This window comes from uncultured Alistipes sp. (genome assembly GCF_949296715.1).
Taxonomy (GTDB): domain Bacteria; phylum Bacteroidota; class Bacteroidia; order Bacteroidales; family Rikenellaceae; genus Alistipes.
In genome coordinates this window covers 68,065-87,876 of record NZ_CASFQD010000038.1, presented here as the reverse complement: position 1 = coordinate 87,876, position 19,812 = coordinate 68,065, and the positions used below count along the sequence as shown (strand labels likewise).

At 62.5% G+C, this 19,812-nt stretch carries 11 protein-coding genes; 9 read left to right on the top strand and 2 right to left on the bottom strand.

Annotation, left to right across the window (positions count from 1 at the left end):
* The first annotated feature begins 58 nt into the window (after positions 1–58).
* The 8 genes from mfd to Q1Y33_RS05850 all read left to right on the top strand — a co-directional run bounded on the left by mfd (position 59) and on the right by Q1Y33_RS05850 (position 12,667).
* The gene (gene mfd / locus Q1Y33_RS05885; RefSeq protein ID WP_300798812.1) at positions 59–3,397 is read left to right on the top strand and encodes a transcription-repair coupling factor; all 3,339 of its coding nucleotides are present in this window, start codon (positions 59–61) and stop codon (positions 3,395–3,397) included.
* A 1-nt stretch (position 3,398) separates the two neighbouring features.
* The gene (locus Q1Y33_RS05880; protein WP_300798811.1) at positions 3,399–4,139 is read left to right on the top strand and encodes a type III pantothenate kinase; all 741 of its coding nucleotides are present in this window, start codon (positions 3,399–3,401) and stop codon (positions 4,137–4,139) included.
* The gene (locus tag Q1Y33_RS05875; RefSeq protein ID WP_300798810.1) at positions 4,114–5,484 is read left to right on the top strand and encodes a hypothetical protein; all 1,371 of its coding nucleotides are present in this window, start codon (positions 4,114–4,116) and stop codon (positions 5,482–5,484) included. The genes Q1Y33_RS05880 and Q1Y33_RS05875 overlap by 26 nt, the downstream gene beginning before the upstream one ends.
* A 48-nt stretch (positions 5,485–5,532) precedes the next feature.
* The gene (locus tag Q1Y33_RS05870) at positions 5,533–6,876 is read left to right on the top strand and encodes an enzyme of heme biosynthesis (protein WP_300798809.1); all 1,344 of its coding nucleotides are present in this window, start codon (positions 5,533–5,535) and stop codon (positions 6,874–6,876) included.
* A 21-nt stretch (positions 6,877–6,897) separates the two neighbouring features.
* The gene (gene lptC / locus Q1Y33_RS05865) at positions 6,898–7,875 is read left to right on the top strand and encodes an LPS export ABC transporter periplasmic protein LptC (protein WP_300798808.1); all 978 of its coding nucleotides are present in this window, start codon (positions 6,898–6,900) and stop codon (positions 7,873–7,875) included.
* A 2-nt stretch (positions 7,876–7,877) separates the two neighbouring features.
* Entirely contained in the window at positions 7,878–9,140 is a 1,263-nt protein-coding gene (locus Q1Y33_RS05860; RefSeq protein WP_300798807.1) for a hemolysin family protein, read from the top strand.
* A gap of 88 nt (positions 9,141–9,228) precedes the next feature.
* Complete coding sequence (locus tag Q1Y33_RS05855) at positions 9,229–11,259, top strand: peptidylprolyl isomerase (protein ID WP_300798806.1); 2,031 nt, start codon at positions 9,229–9,231, stop codon at positions 11,257–11,259.
* A 265-nt stretch (positions 11,260–11,524) separates the two neighbouring features.
* Positions 11,525–12,667 carry an iron-containing alcohol dehydrogenase gene (locus Q1Y33_RS05850; RefSeq protein ID WP_300798805.1) on the top strand — a complete coding sequence of 381 codons (1,143 nt, stop codon included), beginning with the start codon at positions 11,525–11,527 and terminating at the stop codon, positions 12,665–12,667.
* Positions 12,668–12,946: 279 nt separating this feature from the next.
* On the opposite strand, the gene scpA is transcribed toward Q1Y33_RS05850, so the two are convergent.
* Together scpA and Q1Y33_RS05840 are read right to left on the bottom strand one after the other, a co-directional pair.
* On the bottom strand, positions 12,947–15,085 hold the full coding sequence (gene scpA, locus Q1Y33_RS05845; RefSeq protein WP_300798804.1) for a methylmalonyl-CoA mutase: 2,139 nt from the start codon (positions 15,083–15,085) through the stop codon (positions 12,947–12,949).
* Between the two features lie 2 nt (positions 15,086–15,087).
* Positions 15,088–16,938 carry a methylmalonyl-CoA mutase family protein gene (locus tag Q1Y33_RS05840; protein WP_300798803.1) on the bottom strand — a complete coding sequence of 617 codons (1,851 nt, stop codon included), beginning with the start codon at positions 16,936–16,938 and terminating at the stop codon, positions 15,088–15,090.
* A gap of 626 nt (positions 16,939–17,564) precedes the next feature.
* Between Q1Y33_RS05840 and Q1Y33_RS05835 the strand changes: the two genes are divergently transcribed.
* Entirely contained in the window at positions 17,565–19,721 is a 2,157-nt protein-coding gene (locus Q1Y33_RS05835; protein ID WP_300798833.1) for a glutamine synthetase III, read from the top strand.
* The last annotated feature ends 91 nt before the right edge of the window (positions 19,722–19,812 follow it).

Here is a 19,812-nt window from a genome sequence, read left to right as displayed (position 1 = left end):
TTCCGCGCGGTGCGGCGCTGCTCATCGGCGGCGACGCGGACTTATCCGATAGCAGACAATGACTGCACGCGAACAGCTGGCGCAGTATGCCGCCGGGTCGAAACCCCTCGGGCAGCTGTGCCGCGCATACGGGAAACACACGGCGACCGTCCATCTCGAAGAGTTGGTCGGCGGGGCCCTTTCGTTCTATGCCGCCGCGGCCGTGGCCCGTGTGGGCGGCATCCACCTCTTCGTCGCCGAGGACCGCGACGCCGCGGCCTACCTGCTCAACGACTTCTACAACCTGCTCGACGAGACGCGCGTCTGCTTCTTCCCTTCGGCCTACAAGCGCTCGGCGGCCTACGGCGCCGAGGATGCGCAGGGGGTCGTGCAGCGCACGGCGACGATGCGCGCCGTGCGGGCGTTCGGCGGCGCGAAGGGCGACTACCTCATCGTCTGCACCTACCCCGAGGCGCTGGCCGAACGGGTTGCCGACGCCGAGGCCATGCGCCGGGGGACGATCCCGGTGCGCGTGGGCGACCGCATCTCGATCGAGGTGCTCGAAGGGTCGCTCGTCGATGCGGGCTTCACGCGCGTCGACTTCGTCTACGAGCCCGGCCAGTACTCCGTGCGCGGCGGCATCGTCGACGTCTTCTCCTATTCGGAAAGCAAACCCTACCGTCTGGACTTCTTCGGCGACGAGGTCGACTCGATCCGCCGCTTCAACATCTCGAGCCAGCTCTCGGCCGATCGGCTCGAGGGCGTGGAGATCATCCCCGACCTGAACGGCGCGCAGGCCGCCGCCGCGCGGGTCTCGCTCGTGCAGTTCGCCGGGGCGGAGCTCGCCTGCTGGTTCTACGACGCCGACTACGTGCTGCGGCGCGTGAACGACCTGCGGCGCCGCACGTTGCAGGACATGGAGCAGCCCGAGACGATCGACGGGCTGATGACCTCGCGCAACGGCCTGCTCGCCGACATGGCCCCCTGCCGGCTCTTCCTGCTGCGCGACAACCTTGCGGAGCGGCCCGCCGACACGAAGGTGCGCTTCTCGACGGCGCCCCAGCCCAGGTTCAACAAGAACTTCGAGATGCTGGCCGACGACATGATCCGCAACTCGCTGCGCGGCTACGAGACACGCATCCTCTCGGAGAACAAGGCGCAGACGGAGCGTCTCGAAAACATTTTCCACCAGATCGGACGCGGGCAGGCCGTGATCCGTCCGCTCTCCGTCACGCTGCACGAGGGATTCGTCGACAACGACCTGAAAATTTGTCTCTATACCGACCACCAGATCTTCGACCGCTACCAGCGCTACCGCATCAACGGCGAAATCCGGCGCGACGAGCAGATGACCGTCGCGGAGCTCAACCAGCTGCGCCCGGGCGACTACGTCGTGCACATCGACCACGGGGTCGGCCGCTTCGACGGGCTGGTGAAGATCAACGAGAACGGCAAGACGCACGAGGCGATCAAACTCGTCTACAAGGACGGCGACGTGCTCTTCGTCAACGTCCACTCGCTGCACCGCATCTCGCGCTACAAGTCGGGCGACGGCGAGCCGCCGAAGGTCTACAAGCTCGGCACCGGGGCCTGGCAGAAGCTCAAGAACGCCACGAAGAAGGCCGTCAAGGACATCTCGCGCCAGCTCATCGCCCTCTACGCCAAGCGCAAGGCCTCGAAGGGCTACGCCTTCTCGCCGGACAGCTACCTCCAGCACGAGCTCGAGGCGTCGTTCCGCTGGGAGGATACGCCCGACCAACAGGCCGCGACGCAGGCCGTGAAGCGCGACATGGAGTCCGACCAGCCGATGGACCGGCTCGTCTGCGGCGACGTGGGCTTCGGCAAGACCGAGGTGGCAATCCGTGCGGCCTTCAAGGCGGCGGTCGACGGCAAGCAGGTCGCCGTGCTTGTGCCGACGACGATTCTCGCGTTGCAGCACTACCGCTCCTTCACCGAGCGGCTGCGCGACTTCCCCGTGCGGGTCGAGTACCTCAACCGCACGAAGACGGCCCGCGAGGTGGCGCAGATCCGCGAGGAGCTGGCCGCCGGGCGCATCGACATCCTCATCGGCACGCACAAGATGCTGGGCAAGCAGATACGCTTCCGCGACCTGGGGCTGCTCATCATCGACGAGGAGCAGAAGTTCGGCGTCGCGGCCAAGGAGAAGCTCACCGAGATGAGCGTCTCGGTCGATACGCTGACGCTCACGGCGACGCCCATCCCGCGGACGCTGCAATTCTCGCTCATGGGCTCGCGCGACCTCTCGGTCATCTCGACGCCCCCGCCCAACCGGCAGCCGATTCTCACCGAGTCGCACGTCTTCTCGGAGGAGATCGTGCGCGACGCCATCGAGGCGGAGCTGGCGCGCGGCGGGCAGGTCTACTTCATCCACAACCGCGTCGAGGACCTGCCGACGCTCCAGGGGATGATTACGCGCCTCTGCCCGAAGGCCCGCGTGGGGGTGGGGCACGGCAAGATGCCCGCCGAGCAGCTCGAGAAACTCATCATGGACTTCATCTACGGGGAGTTCGACGTGCTGCTCTCGACGACAATCGTCGAGAACGGCATCGACATCCCGAACGCCAATACGATTATCGTCGACAACGCCCAGAATTTCGGCCTGAGCGACCTGCACCAGCTGCGCGGCCGCGTCGGGCGCTCGAACCAGAAGGGCTACTGCTACCTGCTCTCGCCGCCCGACGAGCTGCTCTCGCCCGATGCGCGGCGGCGCCTGCGTGCCATCGAGGAGTTCTCGGACCTCGGGTCGGGCTTCAATATCGCCATGCAGGACCTCGACATCCGCGGCGCGGGCAACCTGCTGGGCGCCGAGCAGAGCGGCTTCATCGCCGACATCGGCTTCGAGACCTACCAGAAGATCATGAACGAGGCGATCGCCGAGCTGCGCGCCGAGGGGCTGGAGGTCGCCGGGCTCGACGAGGGGGCGCAGCAGGTCGTCGGACAGATGAACTTCATCGACGATTCGCACATCGAACTCGAGGTCGAGGCCTCGCTCCCGGACAGCTATGTCGCGCAGCAGGCCGAGCGCCTGAAGCTCTACCGCGAACTCGACTCGACGAAGGACGAACAGACCCTCGAAGCCTTCGAAAGCCGCCTTGCGGACCGCTTCGGCCCGCTGCCGCGCGCCGCGAAAGAACTGCTCAACGTCGTGCGCCTGCGCTGGGAGGCCATCCGCCTGGGCATGGAGCGCGTCAAGGTCAAGAACGGGCTGATGATCGTCCACTTCGTCGGCGAGGATAACTCTCCTTTTTATAAAAGCGACGTCTTCATGACGATGCTGCGGCATGTTACGCAGCATCCCGACAGATTTGTGCTCAAACAGCACAATAATCGGCTCGCCATGACCGTTAGGAATATCAAAGACGTCGAACAGGCTTGGAAAACACTCAAGGAACTCTGATTTGAATCTGATCGTCGACATAGGCAATACGCTGGTCAAACTGGCTGTTTTCGATGCGGGGCGCCCGGTGGCCGAACGGAGTGCCGAGCGGCTGCTGCCCGCGGCGGTCGATGCCCTGGTTGCGGAGTTCCCGGTCCGGCGTGCGATCCTCTCCTCCACGCGCGGCGATGCGGCCGATGCGGCCGCCATGTTGCGTCAGCGTGTCGGGAGCCTGCTGCACTTCACGCCGCAGACGCCCGTGCCGATCCGCAATGCCTACCGCACGCCCGCGACGCTCGGACGCGACCGCTTGGCCGCGGCCGTGGGGGCCACGGTCCTCTACCCGGGGCGCAACGTGCTGATCGTCGATTTCGGCACGGCCGTGACCGTCGATCTGGTGACGGCCGACGCCACCTACCGCGGCGGCTGCATCTCGCCCGGCGTGCGGACCCGTTTCCGGGCCCTGCACGACTATACGGCGTCGCTGCCGCTCTGCGGCCCGACGGACGACGAATCCCTGCAGGGGCTTACGACCGAGGAGGCGGTCTCACGGGGCGTGATGAACTCCGTGGCGTTCGAAATCGAGGGCTATATCCGCCGGATGAGGGCGCAAATAGACGATTTGTGCGTAATTTTTACGGGTGGAGACGCGAAATACTTTGTGAAAAGAATTAAAAATACGATATTTGCAAATTGTAATCTGGTCTTTTGCGGACTGGACAGAATTTTGGAGTACAATGCAAGTGAAGAATACCCTGATTAGACTTCTTGTCGTGGCTGCGGCCCTTGTTCCCGTGACGGTCGCGGCACAGACAAGCAGCATCAACGCGTTCTCGCCCTATACGATGTACGGTATCGGGGAGCAGAACACGCCCGGGACGCTCGCGATGCGTTCGATGGGCGGTGTGGGCGTGGCCGTGCGCAATGCCGGCGTCGTCAACCTGCTCAATCCCGCCTCGTACAGCGTGACTCCGCAGAAGACCTTTCTGTTCAGCTTCGGGCTCGAAGGCCAGAACTACTACAATTCGCAGACGGCCGAAGGCATCGCCAAACGCTCGGTCTACAATACGTTCAACTTCCACGACATCGCCTTTCAGATGCCCGTGGCCAAGAAACTCGGCCTGGGATTCAGCCTCACGCCCTACAGCTCGGTGGGCTACCGCACGAAGTTCTATCAGGACTTCAACGACCCGATCATGGGCGACGTGGGCCCCGTGCAGTACACCTATCAGGGGGAGGGCGACGTGACGGAGGTCAAGCTCGGTCTGGGCTGGGAGGTCTTCAAGAACTTCTCGGTCGGCGTGGCCGCACAGTACTTCTGGGGCGGCATCGACCGCAGCTACGTCATGACGCCGACGTCGATCGTGGGCGACGGAAGCTACGGCTCGACGATCGGTGCCGACAACTACAGCATCTCGAGCATCAAGGGGCAGGTGGGCGTGCTGTGGAGCCCGATCCTCAACCAGAAACGCCTGCTGACCGTCGGTGCGGCGTTCGACTTCGGCGGCGACCTGCGCCCCGACGTGACGAGCCGGATCTACAACTCCGACCTGAACTACACGACCGTGCGTTCCGATACGACGCAGCTGGCGCTCGTGCTGCCGCACCAGCTCGCCGCGGGCGTCTTCTACCGCACGGCCAAGTGGGCCGTCGGCGTGGATTACGTCTACCAGAACTGGGGCGGGCGCAACAGCTCGGTCGTCCGCACGGGCATGAGCGGTGCGGAGGGCTCCTACTTCACGGTGGGTTATACGAATACGAGTACGGTGAAGGTCGGCGTGGAGTTCACGCCCAACCGCTACGACGTGCGCCGCGTGCTGAAGCGCTGGTCCTACCGCGCCGGCTTCCGCTACGGCAACTACAACCAGATGTACAACGGGCACAAGCTCGCCCAGTATGCCGTGACGGCCGGTATCGGCATTCCGGTGAAGTTCTTTGCCGTCTCGTCCATCGACGTGGGGGTAGAGTACGGCCGGCGCGGATACAACATCGCCGACCGGCTGGGGCTGGTCCGCCAGCAGTATTTCAAGTTCGCTGTGGGCTTCTCGCTCTTTGCCGGCGCTGCGGAGAACAACGAATACTGGTTCACCCGCCCCAAGTACGATTAACCGCATGCAGACTGCTACAACAAAACATAACAAAAATTAATCTGACCGATGAAAAACGTTAAATTTCTGCTTTCCGCGGCTTTCGCACTCTTCGCAGCCGCAACGATGGCTCAGGACTTCAGCTCCCCGCAGTTCGCAAAGTGGGGCGACACTCCCGAAGAGAGGGAGCGCAACATCCTCAACAGCAACTTCCTCAAGGAGTCGTGCGACAACCGTGACTACAACGCCGCCGCACACTACCTCAAGGAGCTGATCGACCACTGCCCCGCCGTGCAGGAGTCCATCTACCAGCGTGGCGCCATCATCTACAAGAACAAGATCAACCGGGCCAAGAGCGCCGAGGAGAGAAAGGTTTACGTTGACTCGCTGCTGCTCATGTACGACCTGCGCGTACAGTATTTCGGCGACCACCCGAAGCGCGGCCGCGCCTACATCCTCGACCAGAAGGCCCGCGAGGTGCTCAACTACATGCCGTCGGACCGTGCGGCCATCCGCAAGGCTTTCCAGGAGGCCATCGCTGCCGGCGGTGACAACACCGATCCCGAGACGCTCGTCGCCTACTTCTCGAACCTCTGCGATGACTACAAGAGCACCGACGAGGTGATGCCCGACGAGGTGATTGCCGAGTACGAGCGCCTGGCCGCCATCTTCGACAAGAATCCCGAGGCTTCGGAGTACCGCAAGCAGGTCGATACGTTCTTCGGCACGAGCGGCGCTGCCAGCTGCGAGAACCTCGAAAAGCTCTTCAAGGCGAAACTTGAGGCCGCACCCGAGGACGAGGCCCTGCTGGCCCAGGCCGTGGCCCTGATGTCGCGCGGCAACTGCGACAGCGACTTCTACTTGGCCATCAGCGAGAAGTACTATACCGTCAACCCGTCGTCGGCCGCCGCACTGTCGCTTGCCCAGGCCTTCCAGAACAAGGGCGACTATGCCAAGGCGATCCAGTATCTGAACGAGGCGCTGGCCGTCGAGCAGGACCCCGCACAGCGTCAGAAACTCTATGTCCGCATCGCACTTGTCCAGATGGTTGCCAACAACACGACGGCTGCCGCTGCCGCCGCACGCGAGGCCCGCAACCTGAATCCCGAGGACGGTGTGCCCTACCTCGTGCTGGGTCAGAGCTATGCCGCTTCGGCTGCCGCATGCGAGGGCTTTGCCGGACAGGCAACCTTCTGGGCTGCCTACGACGCCATGGCCAAGGCCGTCGAGCTGCTCCCGAACAACCCCGACAGCGACACCTACCTGCCTTCGGCCAAGCAGCTGCTCAGCGCTTACCGCAACCGTTTCCCGACCTCGGAGGAGTGCTTCTTCAACGAGCTGCAGGAGGGAAGCCGCTATACGGTAACCTGCGGTACGGCCGCCGGCATCCAGACCGTCGTGCGTCCGCGGTAGTTCCAACTTCCGCATCCGGACATGAAAAGACTCGTAGCCCGATACGCTATGGTAGCACTCTCCCTTGCGGGGAGTGCTATCTTGCTATTCTCCTGCGAGGATCCCGCCGTCAGGACCTCGTCGTCGCAGAACGAGACGCTGATGACCGAGTACTGCGAGAACCTCTCGGTCGTGATGTCCCAGAACGGCAGTCGTTCCTACATCTTCGATACGCCGCTGCTGGAGGGCTATACGCAGGCCCGGGAGCCCTATCGCGAGTTCCGGAAGGGAGTGAAGATCACTACGTTCAAGGATGATTCGCTCTCGACGGTCAATTCCGTGCTGACGGCCAACTACGCCATCTATTACGAAAAGCTCGAGCTTTGGGAGGCCAAGGGCAACGTCGTGGTCGAAAAGTCCGACGGCACGAGACTCTACACGCAGCAGCTCTTCTGGAACGCCCGGACGCGGCGGATCTATTCGAACGTCGATTCGAAGATCGTGCAGCGCGGCGGGCGCGGGGATGCCGTCGGGGAGGGTTTCGAGTCGGACGAGGAGCTCACCGACTGGCGCTTCCGCCGTTCGAAGGGACGCTTCGAGGTCGATGTCCAACCCTCGGGACCGTCCGATTCGACGGCGTCGGCACGCCGGGAGCGTCCCGTGCCGCCCGATTCCGGACGCCGTGCGGCAGCTGCCGATCCGGTGCCGTCCGTTCCGCACGATTCGCCCTCCGCGCGTGGTACGCGCGAGACCGACGCCCGGGCAGAACGCGGTGCCGTCCCGCCGTCTGCGGCGGTGAGACCGTCGGTCAGCGACACTCGTCCCGACGGGATGCGTGCCGGGCGTGCCGCCGTGCCGCAGGAGGCCGGTGTGCGGGCGGGAAATGCCCGTTCCGAGGTGCAGAAGATGCAGCAGCTGCAGAAAACCCAGAAAATGGAGCCGATGACGCCGATGCAGACCTTGCAGTCCGCGGCTGAACCCCGCAAAGCGGAGACCGAAAGCTCCCAATCTCAAGAATAACCATGCTGACTTCGATCATACTGATTGTCGTGATGCTGCTCCTGTCCGCCTTCTTTTCGGGCATGGAGATCGCCTTCACGAGCAAGAACCGCCTCAAGCTGGAGATCGACCGCAAGCAGAGCCGCATGTTCGACTCCATTGCGGAGACCTTCTCGCGCAACCCTGGGCAGTACCTTACGACGATTCTCGTGGGCAACAACATCGCGCTGGTGGTCTATTCGCTCTCGATGTCGCTGCTGTTGCGTTCGGTCTACGAGGCGCTGGGGTGGGAGAGCCTGGCCGGCGACGGCTCCGTGGCGCTCGATACGGCGGTTTCGACCGTCATCATCATCTTCGTCGCGGAGTTCCTGCCCAAGTCGATCTTCCGCAGCGATCCCAACTTCTACTACCGGACGCTGGCGCCGGTCATCTACTTCTTCTACCTGCTGCTCTATCCCGTCGCGCGCTTCACGACGCTGCTCTCGCACGGCATCCTGCGCCTGATCGGCCGCCGGGTCGAGGTGCGTAACCTCGCGCCGAACTTCAGCCGCGATGACCTTGCGGCGCTGCTCGACACGTCGAATGCGGATGCGGGGCAGGAGACCGAAAACGAGCTGAAGCTCTTTCAGAATGCGCTGGACTTCGCCGACCTGCGCGTGCGCGACTGCATGGTCCCGCGTGTCGACGTCGAAGCCGTGGACATCGACTCCACGTCGATCGAACAGCTCACGGCGCGCTTCGTGGATTCGAAGTTCTCGCGCATCTTCGTCTGGCGCAACAACATCGACAACATCATCGGGTATGTCAACTCGAAGAGCCTCTTCCGCCGGCCGCAGCAGATAGCCGATGTCCTGATGGAGGTCAACTACGTGGCGGAGACCATGCCGCTGCAGGCCGTGCTGGAGAACTTCATCAAGCACCGTTCGAACATCGCCGTCGTGATTGACGAGTTCGGCGGCACGGCGGGCATCATCTCGCTCGAGGACGTGCTGGAGCAGATTTTCGGCGAAATCGAGGACGAACACGACGTCGACGACCTGACTGAGAAGCGGGTGGGCGAGGACGAATATGTCCTTTCGTGCCGCCTCGAGGTGAAGTACCTGAACGAGAAGTACGGACTGGATATCGAGGAGAGCCGCGAGTACGACACGCTGGCCGGATTCATCATCTACCACTACCAGGGCATTCCGACGGCCGGCGAGACGGTCAGCATCGGAAACCTGCAACTGAAAATCCTCCGCACGACGCGCTCGCGCATCGAGCTGGCCCGCGTCCGGAAGGTGTGAGAATTTTTGTGCGCAAGATAAGGTCTATTCCGAATAATTTACTACCTTTGACTGCTAATTCGAAACTATACGAATAATTCACTTTTATATGGCAAGTTTAAACACTTTACGAACCAAGTTCGGCGTGGTGCTGTCGATTATCATCGCACTGGCCCTCTTGGCATTCATCCTCTCTCTGAAGACCGAGATGGGATTCTCGGGCAACGATCCGAAGGTCGGTGTCATCGACGGTGACAAGATCAACTATTCGGAGTATTACGAGCAGTACGAACTGGTCAAGGCGCAGAGCGGTGCGCAGGAGAGCGACGAGCAGCAGTCGGCCATGCTGGCCAATGCCGCGTGGCAGTCGCTTATTGCCAAGCATGTGCTGGAGCCCGGCTTCGAGAAGATAGGCCTTCGCGTCACGGACCCCGAGCGCGTGGCCATGATCAGCGGCGAGCACATGTCGCAGGCTTTCTACAACGCCTTTGCCGATCCCCGCACGGGCCAGTATGACGTGGCTGCCGTCAGCGAGTTCCTCGCGCAGGCCACGACGGGCGAGGCGCAGCAGGCCTGGGCGCAGCTCAACGAGCAGGCCCGGCTGGAGCGCCTGCTGCAGAAGTATGCCGGACTGGTGCGCGGCGGCGCCTATGTCAACTCGCTGGAGGTGGCCAACGGCGTGAAGTCGGCGAACGAAACCTTTGCGGGCAAGTGGGCCGGCAAGAAGTACACCTCGGTGCCCGATTCGCTCGTTTCCGTGTCGGAGAGCGACCTGAAGGCCTACTACGGGAGCCACAAGGACCAGTTCAGGCAGACGCCGTCGCGTTCGCTGTCGTATGTGGTCTTCGAGGTGTCGCCCACGGACGACGACATGCTCGCTCTGGAGAAGCAGGCGCGTGAGGTCGGCGAAGGGTTTGTGGCGGCCGAGGACCTGCGTGCCTTCGTGCGTGCGAACCGAAACGGCCATATCGCCGAGAACTACGTCTCGGCCGCCCAGCTTACGGACGAGGAGTCGGCGGCGCTGATGGCCGGACGTGCCTACGGCCCCGTGCTGAAGAACAACGAGTGGACGATGTCGCGCGTGCTCGACACGAAGACGGTTCCCGATTCGCTGGGTATCCGCCACATTGTGCTTCCCTATACGGAAGAGGCGCTGGCGGACAGCCTGCTGACGGCGCTCCGCAAGGGCGGTGACTTTGCGCAGGCCGCTTCGCAGTACTCGGTTTACGATGCAACGGCCGCCAACGGCGGCGAAGTGGGCGTGCTGCCCTTCTCGGCCTTCACGGGCGAGTTCGCCTCCGCACTGGCCGGTGCCAAGCAGGGCGATATCGTGAAGATCGCTTCGGGTGACGCCATTCAGCTCATGCAGGTATACCGTACAACGAAACCCTCGAAGCATGTGCAGGTGGCTTCGATTACCTATCCGGTACGTGCATCGGAGGCTACGCGCCGCAGTGTGCACAACCAGGCCGGCAGCTTCTCGGTGAATGCCAAGGGTTCGTCGGAGGCTTTTGCCGAGGCGGCTTCCGCTGCGGCCATCACGCCGCGCGTGGCTACGCTGACGCGGGGCGAGCGGACGATCCGCGGTCTGGAGGATTCGCGTGAGGTGGCCCGCTGGGCTTACGGCGCCGAAGTGGGCGACGTTTCGGAGATTTTCACTGTCGGCAACGACTATGTGATCGCCATCCTGACCGGCATCGACGATGACGACTACGCATCGCTGAACAAGGTGATGACGCAGGTGCGTTCGCAGGTCGTGCGCGACAAGAAGTATGAATACATCGTCAAGAACCTTTCGGGTTCGACGCTCGACGAGAAGGCCGCAAGCCTCGGTTCCGAGGTGGCCGATTTCGAGGGCGTGACCGCCGCATCCTTCTATATCAACGGCCCGGGTGTCGAGCCGCGTCTGGTCGGCGCAATCGCCTCGACGACCGAGCAGGGTGTCGTTTCGGGTCCCGTGAAGGGGTTGTCGGGCGTCTATGTCTTCCAGGTGGATGACATCCAGACCGCCGACAAGCAGACCGCCGAGGGCGAGAAGGTGCGTGCACAGGCCATGCTGGAGGGCATGACGCAGCAGTACGCCCTGCAGGCCGTACAGCAGATGGCCAACATTCAGGACCTGCGCGGCAAGTATTTCTAACGGTCCGCGATGGCCGGTTGACAAAAACGATGGAGTTGCTTCGGGCAGCTTCATCGTTTTTTTCCAACGTCCCGTATAGCCCGTACACAGCGCCGTTCGCTTCGATTCCCGTTTCGCTTTCGGCTCGGGACGGTTCGGACGGTTCTGGGGCGTTTTGTCAGCCGATTTCCTCTTCCCGACGGTCGTGACAGTTGCGTATACGCCCCTTTTTTATTAAATTTGACCAGTCCATTGAATTTTACCGACTGTTTCAATACCTCTTCGTATGAACAACTTTATCTATTGCAACCCGACGAAGCTCGTCTTCGGAAAGGGACAGATTGTCCGGCTCGGCGAGCTGATTCCGGCCGACAAACACATCATGATTACCTTCGGCGGCGGCAGCGCGCGCCGCAACGGGGTTTACGACCAGGTTGTCCGCGCCCTCGAAGGGCGTACCTGGACCGAGTTCTGGGGCATCGAGCCCAACCCCTCGGTCGAGACGCTGCGCAAGGCCGTGGCGCAGGGCAAGGAGCAGGGTGTCGATTTCCTGCTGGCCGTGGGCGGCGGTTCGGTGATCGACGGCACGAAGCTTATTGCCGCGGGCCTGCTCTATGACGGTGATCCGTGGGAGATTGTTCTCAAGGGCCGCGCCGCCTGCGGCGTACCCTTCGCCTCGGTGCTCACGATGGCCGCCACGGGTTCGGAGATGAATTCCGGAGCCGTCATTTCGCGTTACGAAACGCAGGAGAAGTACGCCTTCTACGGCAACTATCCCGTCTTCTCGGTGCTCGATCCCGAGACGCTCTTCACGCTGCCCGGGCGGCAGATCGCCTGCGGCCTGGCCGACACCTACGTGCACGTGCTCGAGCAGTACATGACTACGCCCGGACAGTCGCGCCTGATGGACCGCTGGGCCGAAGGTATCCTCCATACGGTGATCGAGGTGGCCCCGAAGGCATTGGGCGAGGAGCGCGACTACGACACGATGTCGGAGTACATGCTTTCGGCCACGCTGGCGCTTAACGACATGATTGCCATGGGTGTGACGCAGGACTGGGCGACGCACATGATCGGACACGAACTGACGGCGCTGCACGGCCTGACGCACGGCGCGACGCTGGCCATCGTCATCAACGGCACGCTGCGCACGCTGCGCGAGCAGAAGCACGGCAAGCTGCTGCAGTACGGCGAGCGCATCTGGGGCATCACCGAAGGTTCGGAGGAGGAGCGCATCGACGCGGCGATTGCCCGCACGGAGGCCTTCTTCCGCTCGCTGGGGCTCTCGACGCACCTCTCGGAGGAGGGAATCGGCGAGGCCTCGATTGCCGAGGTGGAGCGCCGCTTCAACGCCTCGGGCGTGCATCACGGCGAGGCGCACAACGTCGATGGTGCCATGGCGCGTCGCATCCTCGAGGCCTGCCTGTAGGCGCTTTCGCGAAGCATTTTTTTTGCCGGATATTCCGACCTTCGGGGCGGGGTATCCGGCTTTTTTGTGCTCTTGCGGCGGCAGCCAATGTGTCAGGGTGGGGTGGGGCTGAAAGGATGGCTCGCAGCGCATCTCCGCAGCGCACCCTGTCGTCCGTTGCGGGAGCGGCTCACTGCCGGGGACGATTCGATGGGGTGTCCTGCGCTGCCGGACTGCAAAAAAAATTCCCTCCGACCACACGGGTCGGAGGGAATCGAACATAGTCGGTAACGCTCGGCGTTACTCGGCCATCAGGATTTCGAGAATCTTGATGGCGGCCGTGGCAATCGGCGTGCCGGGGCCGAAGATGGCGGCGGCACCGTCGCGGTAGAGCTCATCGTAGTCCTGAGCCGGAATCACACCGCCCACGATGACAACGATGTCCTCGCGGCCCAGCTTCTTCAGCTCGGCGATCAGCTGCGGCACGAGCGTCAGGTGACCGGCGGCCAGCGACGATACGCCCACCACGTGCACGTCGTTCTCGACAGCCTGCTTGGCAGCCTCCTCCGGCGTCTGGAACAGCGGGCCCATGTCGACGTCGAAGCCGATATCGGCGTAACCCGTCGCTACGACCTTGGCACCGCGGTCGTGGCCGTCCTGACCCATCTTGGCGATCATGATGCGCGGTTGGCGGCCCTCCTTCTTGGCAAATTCGGCGCACAGCTCCTTGGCGTGCTCGAAAGACTTGTCGTTTTTCACTTCTGAACTGTATACACCTGAAATTGAACGGATGACGGCTTTGTAGCGGCCTACGACCACCTCGCAGGCGTCGGAAATCTCACCCAGCGTGGCGCGGACCTTCGCAGCCTCGACGGCCAGCTCGAGCAGGTTGCCCTGCTTGGTCTTCACACACTCGGTGATGGCGGCGAGGGCCTTCTTCACGGCGGCCTCGTCGCGCGAGGCGCGCAGCTCCTTCAGACGCTTGATCTGGCTCTCGCGGACGGCCGTGTTGTCGACGGCGAGGATGTCGATCGGCGCCTCCTTCTCCAGGCGGTACTCGTTCACGCCGATGATCTTCTCGACGCCCGAGTCGATACGCGCCTGCTTGCGGGCCGAAGCCTCCTCGATACGCATCTTCGGAATACCGGTCTCGATGGCCTTGGCCATGCCGCCCAGCTTCTCGATCTCCTGGATGTGCTCCCAGGCCTTGTGTGCGATCTCGTTGGTCAGCGACTCCACGTAGTAGGACCCTGCCCACGGGTCGACCTCGCGGCATACGGAGGTCTCCTCCTGGATGTAGATCTGCGTGTTACGCGCAATACGCGCCGAGAAGTCCGTCGGCAGGGCGATGGCCTCGTCCAGTGCGTTGGTGTGCAGCGACTGCGTGTGGCCGAGGGCGGCGCCCATGGCCTCGATCGCCGTGCGGGCCACGTTGTTGAACGGGTCCTGCTCCGTGAGCGACCAGCCCGACGTCTGCGAGTGGGTGCGCAGTGCCAGCGACTTGGGGTTCTTCGGGTTGAACTGCTTGACGATCTTCGCCCACAGCATGCGGGCGGCACGCATCTTGGCAATCTCCATAAAGTGGTTCATGCCGATGGCCCAGAAAAACGACAGACGCGGTGCGAAAGCGTCGATCGACATGCCGGCGTTGATACCTGCGCGCAGGTACTCCAGACCGTCGGCCAGCGTGTAGGCCAGCTCGATGTCGGCCGTGGCGCCCGCCTCCTGCATGTGGTAACCCGAAATCGAGATCGAGTTGAACTTGGGCATGTTCTTCGACGTGTACTCGAAGATGTCGGCGATGATGCGCATCGAGAACTCGGGCGGGTAGATGTAGGTGTTGCGCACCATGAACTCCTTGAGGATGTCGTTCTGGATCGTACCCGAGAGATGGTCGAGCGTGCAGCCCTGCTCCAGACCCGTGACGATGTAGAAGGCCAGCACGGGCAGCACGGCGCCGTTCATGGTCATCGACACCGACATGCGGTCGAGCGGAATGCCGTTGAAGAGGACCTTCATGTCCTCGACCGAGCAGATCGAGACACCGGCCTTGCCCACGTCGCCCACCACGCGCGGGTGGTCGGCGTCATAGCCGCGGTGCGTCGCCAGGTCGAAGGCCACCGACAGACCCTTCTGTCCGGCAGCGAGGTTGCGGCGGTAGAAGGCGTTGGACTCCTCGGCGGTCGAGAAGCCGGCATACTGGCGGATCGTCCACGGACGCATGACGTACATCGTGGAGTAGGGGCCGCGCAGGAACGGGGCGATACCTGCCGCATAGTTCAGGTGCTCCATGCCTTCGAGGTCTTCGGCCGTATAGGCGCCCTTGACGGGAATGCGCTCGGCCGTGAGCCACGGTTCCACCTCGCCGCAGCCTTTCGAGGCGCAGCAGCTCTTCTGCGCGCCTGCATCGTATTTCAGTTCTGAAAATTTCGCTCTCATGATTAGATTCCCATCTCTTTAAGGTAGAACTTCAGTGTTTCGAGCACGTTCGACTTCACGTTGATGAAGTTCGTGATGCCCTGTGCCTCCAGTTCGGGCGTGCAGGCCGGAGCTCCGGCAACCACGAGGATTGCGCGGCCGGCGAGCAGCTCCTTGACCTTCGGAGCCACCTCTGCGTAGTCGTCGTCGCTCGAGCAGACCACCACGATCTCGGCTTTCGAGGCGATGGCTGCCTCGACGCCCTCCTCGATCGACTTGAAGAAGGTGTTGTCGATGACGCGGATGCCGGCGCAGGCGAAGAAGTTGCACGAGAACTGGGCGCGGGCGCGGGCCATGGCCAGGCTGCCGCAGGTGAGCATGAAGGCCTTGGGGCTCTTGCCCGAGCGGTCGACGTGCAGGCGCATCTCCTCGAAGGCCATGGCGCCGCGGTAGGGCGTGAGGATGTTGCCCTCGGCCGTCGTGCGCGTCACGGCATCGGCGGTGATCTCCTTGCCGGCGACCTCCGTGAAGTTGGGGTACTGGTTGGCGCCGAGCAGCACCTGACGGCGCGTGGCGATGTTCTTGTCCTTGGCGGCGGCCGAAGCCTTCACGCGCTCGACGATCATGCCGGCCTTGTAGGCCTCGGTGTAGCCGCCCTTCTGCTCGATCTCGAGAAAGAGCTTCCACGCCTCGGCAGCGATCGACTGCGTGAGGTTTTCGATATAGTACGAACCGCCGGCCGGGTCAACGACCTGGTCGAAGTGCGACTCGTGCTTGAGCAGCAGCTCGACGTTGCGGGCGATGCGCTTGGCAAACTCCGTGGGGGCCTCGAAGGCGCGGTCGAACGGCGTCACCTCGAGCGAGTAGACACCGCCGATGGCGGCCGACATGGCTTCGGTCGTGCCGCGGAGCATGTTCACGTAGGGGTCGTAGACGGTCTGGTTCCAGCGCGAAGTCTCGGCGTGGATCAGCATCTTGCCGGCGCAGTTCTTCTCGGGGTTGTAGCCCTTGACGATGTTGGCCCACAGCATGCGGGCGGCGCGCAGCTTGGCGATCTCCATGAAGTAGTTGGACGTAACCGAGAACGTGAAGCGCAGCTTGCGGGCGGCCTGGTCGATGGTCAGTCCCTCGTCCATCAGCCGCACGAGGTAGTCGTGGCCGGCCGAAAGGGCGAATGCGAGCTCCTCGACGATCGTCGAACCCGAATTGCCGAAGATCTGGGCGTTGACCGTCACGATGCGCACGTGCTTGTACTCGGCGGTCTTGCGGATCAGCTCGGCGATGCGGGCGAAACACTTTTCACCGTTGGGCGAGCAGAAGTCTCCCTTCGAGGAGAGGTTGCGCACGAGCGGGTCGATCGAGAAGGCGGCGTGCACCTCCTCCCTGGCGATACCCTCCTTCTCGACCTTGGCGAGGAAGAGATCGGCCAGATGGCCCACCTTCGCGCCGCAGAAGACGATGTCGATGGCGGGGATCGAGATTCCGTCGAGCAGCTGGTCGAGCTCCTCGGCCGAGAAGTTCTCCGAGGCGATCGAGAAACCGAGCGAGTCGACACCCGAGTTGAGGAGCTTGAGCGCCTCGGCGTTGGCCTCCTTCGGGCAGGCGACCGTCACGGTCTGGTGTACGCGCCAGCGGTTGTGCGCGCGCGTACCTCTTACATAGGGGAACTCGCCGGCCTGCGAGCTCAGGAACTGGATGCCTTCGAGGTTCTCGGCGCGGTAGTAGGGGCGGACGTTGAATCCTTCGCCCGTGCGCCATACGAGTTTACGCTCGTAGTCGGCACCCTTCAGGTCGGCCGTAATCACTTCCTCCCACTTCTCGGTCGGGACCGGAGGGAATTCCGTGAACAGCTTTTCACGATTGGTATTTGCCATAACTATTTAGAGATTAGTATGAGTGTTGTGTTCCTTTTGTTCAAATTGGCACGTAAAGTTACAAAATAATTGTCGATTGCAGCAAGAAATTGTTAACAAAATAACACTTCGTGCGCGGCTTCTTTTCCTGCACGGGGCCGGGCGGCCGGGCGGTCGGGCATGCAGGCAGATGGAAACGACGCTGTTTGTCGGGGATAAAAAGGACAATATTGGATGTTATTTTCTCTAAAATAATGAAAAGCGCAAATTGGTGTTTTTCTGCATTTCGGTGAAAAAACGGGTCTGTTTTTTGGAAAATGGCTTGAAAAAACAGCGGTATACCGAAAAAACAGGCCCTATTTTCGGAAAACGGCGAAAAAAATCGGGTGTTTTCCGGAAAAATGCAAAATTTGAATTGACAACGTATCGGGAAAATAATTACATTTGCAGCCGAAAGAGATTACGGACCGCACCGGGAAGGGGCCACGGCTCCGCGGGATCGGACGACGGCGTGGCAAACGCCCCTCCGCCCCCGGGTTTCAGGTTAGGTTAGGATGCAGATACGGGCTCCTTCCCGCGCGGTTTTCGTTTCTCGGCAACATGTCATCCAATAACGGAGTTTTATGTCATCCTTACTCAGATTCAAGATGGTCGATGCGGCCATCAACCACACGGCCGTCGAGGCGCAGGCGCCCGAGGGCCGTCCGTCGGATTATTTCGGCGAAAAGGTCTTCGGCCGTGCGGCCATGCGCAAGTACCTCGACAAGAAGACCTACGCCGCGCTGCTCGATACGATGGAGAACCGCACGCCGCTGACGCGTGAGGTTGCCGACTCGATCGCTGCGGGCATGCGCCAGTGGGCGCTCGAGCACGGCGCCGACCACTACACGCACTGGTTCCAGCCCCTGACGGGCGGTACGGCCGAGAAGCACGATGCCTTTGCCGAGCCCGACGGCCACGGCGGCGTGCTGGAGGAGTTCTCCGGCAAGCTGCTCCTGCAGCAGGAGCCCGACGCCTCGTCGTTCCCCAACGGCGGTATCCGCAATACGTTCGAGGCGCGCGGCTATTCGGCCTGGGATCCCACGTCGCCGGCCTTCATCGTCGACACGACGCTCTGTATCCCGACCGTCTTCATCGCCTATACGGGTGAGGCACTCGACTACAAGGTGCCCCTGCTGCGGTCGCTTGCGGCTGTGGACAAGGCCGCCACGGAGGTGTGCCGCTACTTCGACAAGAACGTGCAGCGCGTCTTTGCCTACCTGGGTTGGGAACAGGAGTATTTCCTCGTGGACGAAAGCCTCTGGGCCGTGCGTCCCGACCTGATGCTGACGGGCCGTACACTCATGGGTCACGAGTCGGCCAAGAACCAGCAGCTGGAGGACCACTATTTCGGTGCGATCCCGACGCGCGTGATGGCCTTCATGAAGGACCTCGAGTACGAGTGCCTGAAGCTGGGCATTCCCGTCAAGACGCGCCACAACGAGGTGGCGCCCAACCAGTACGAGCTGGCTCCCGTCTTCGAGGAGGCCAATCTGGCCAACGACCACAACCAGCTGCTGATGACCGTCATGGACAAGATCGCGCGGCGCCACAAGTTCCGTGTGCTGCTGCACGAAAAGCCCTTCAAGGGGATCAACGGCTCGGGCAAGCACAACAACTGGTCGCTCGGCACCGATACGGGCGTGAACCTGCTCGGCCCGGGCAAGACGGCGTCGGAGAACCTGCAGTTCATCACCTTCCTGGTGAACGTCATGTCGGCCGTCTACAAGCACAACGGACTGCTCAAGGCGTCGATCATGAGCGCCACGAACGCCCACCGTCTGGGTGCCAACGAGGCGCCCCCGGCCATTATCTCGACTTTCCTCGGGACGCAGGTCTCGGCCGTGCTGGACAAGCTGGCCGCCTCGAAGGGCGACGGCGTGATCCGCTTCGATGCCAAAAACGTCTTCAAGATGAGCGGTATCTCGCACATCCCGACGCTGCTGCTCGACAACACGGACCGCAACCGCACCTCGCCTTTCGCCTTCACGGGCAACCGCTTCGAGTTCCGCGCCGTGGGCTCGTCGGACAACTGCGCCGAGGCGATGATTACGCTCAATACGGCCGTGGCGAGCGAGCTGACGGCCTTCCGCAAGGCCGTGGATGCGAAGATCGAGGCCGGCGTCAAGAAGGAGAAGGCCATCTACGAGGTGCTCAAGAAGATGATCAAGGAGTGCAAGGCGATCCATTTCGACGGCAACGGCTACTCGGACGAGTGGAAGGCCGAGGCGAAGCGCCGCGGACTGGACTGCGAGACCTCCACGCCGCTGATCTTCGACCGGTACCTCGACGAGTCGTCGCTGCGGATGTTCGACGAGATGGGTGTCTTCACGAAGGTGGAGCTCGAGGCCCGCACGGAGGTCAAGTGGGAGACCTACACGAAGAAGATTCAGATCGAGGGCCGCGTGCTGGGCGACCTGGCCATGAACCACATCGTCCCCATCGCGTCGAAGTACGAGGCGATGCTGCTGGACAAGGTCTACAAGATGTCGCAGATTCCGGGGCTGAACGCCTCGTCGGATATCGAGCTGATCAAGAAGATTCAGGACCACACGGCAGCAATCCAGCGCCTGACGGGTGAGATGATCGACGCGCGCAAGCATGCGAACCGCATCGAGGACCAGCGCGAAAAGGCCATTGCCTACCACGACACGGTGGCCGTCTGCTTCGACGAAATCCGCCGCCACATCGACAAGCTGGAGGAGATCGTCGACGACCAGATCTGGCCGCTGCCGAAGTACCGCGAGCTGCTCTTCATCCGATAAGGGTGGCTGGTCGGCAGGCTCCGGCCGTGTCGCGGCAACTGCCTGTCCGCATAGGAAAGACGGGCCTGACGCATGTGCGTCAGGCCCGTCT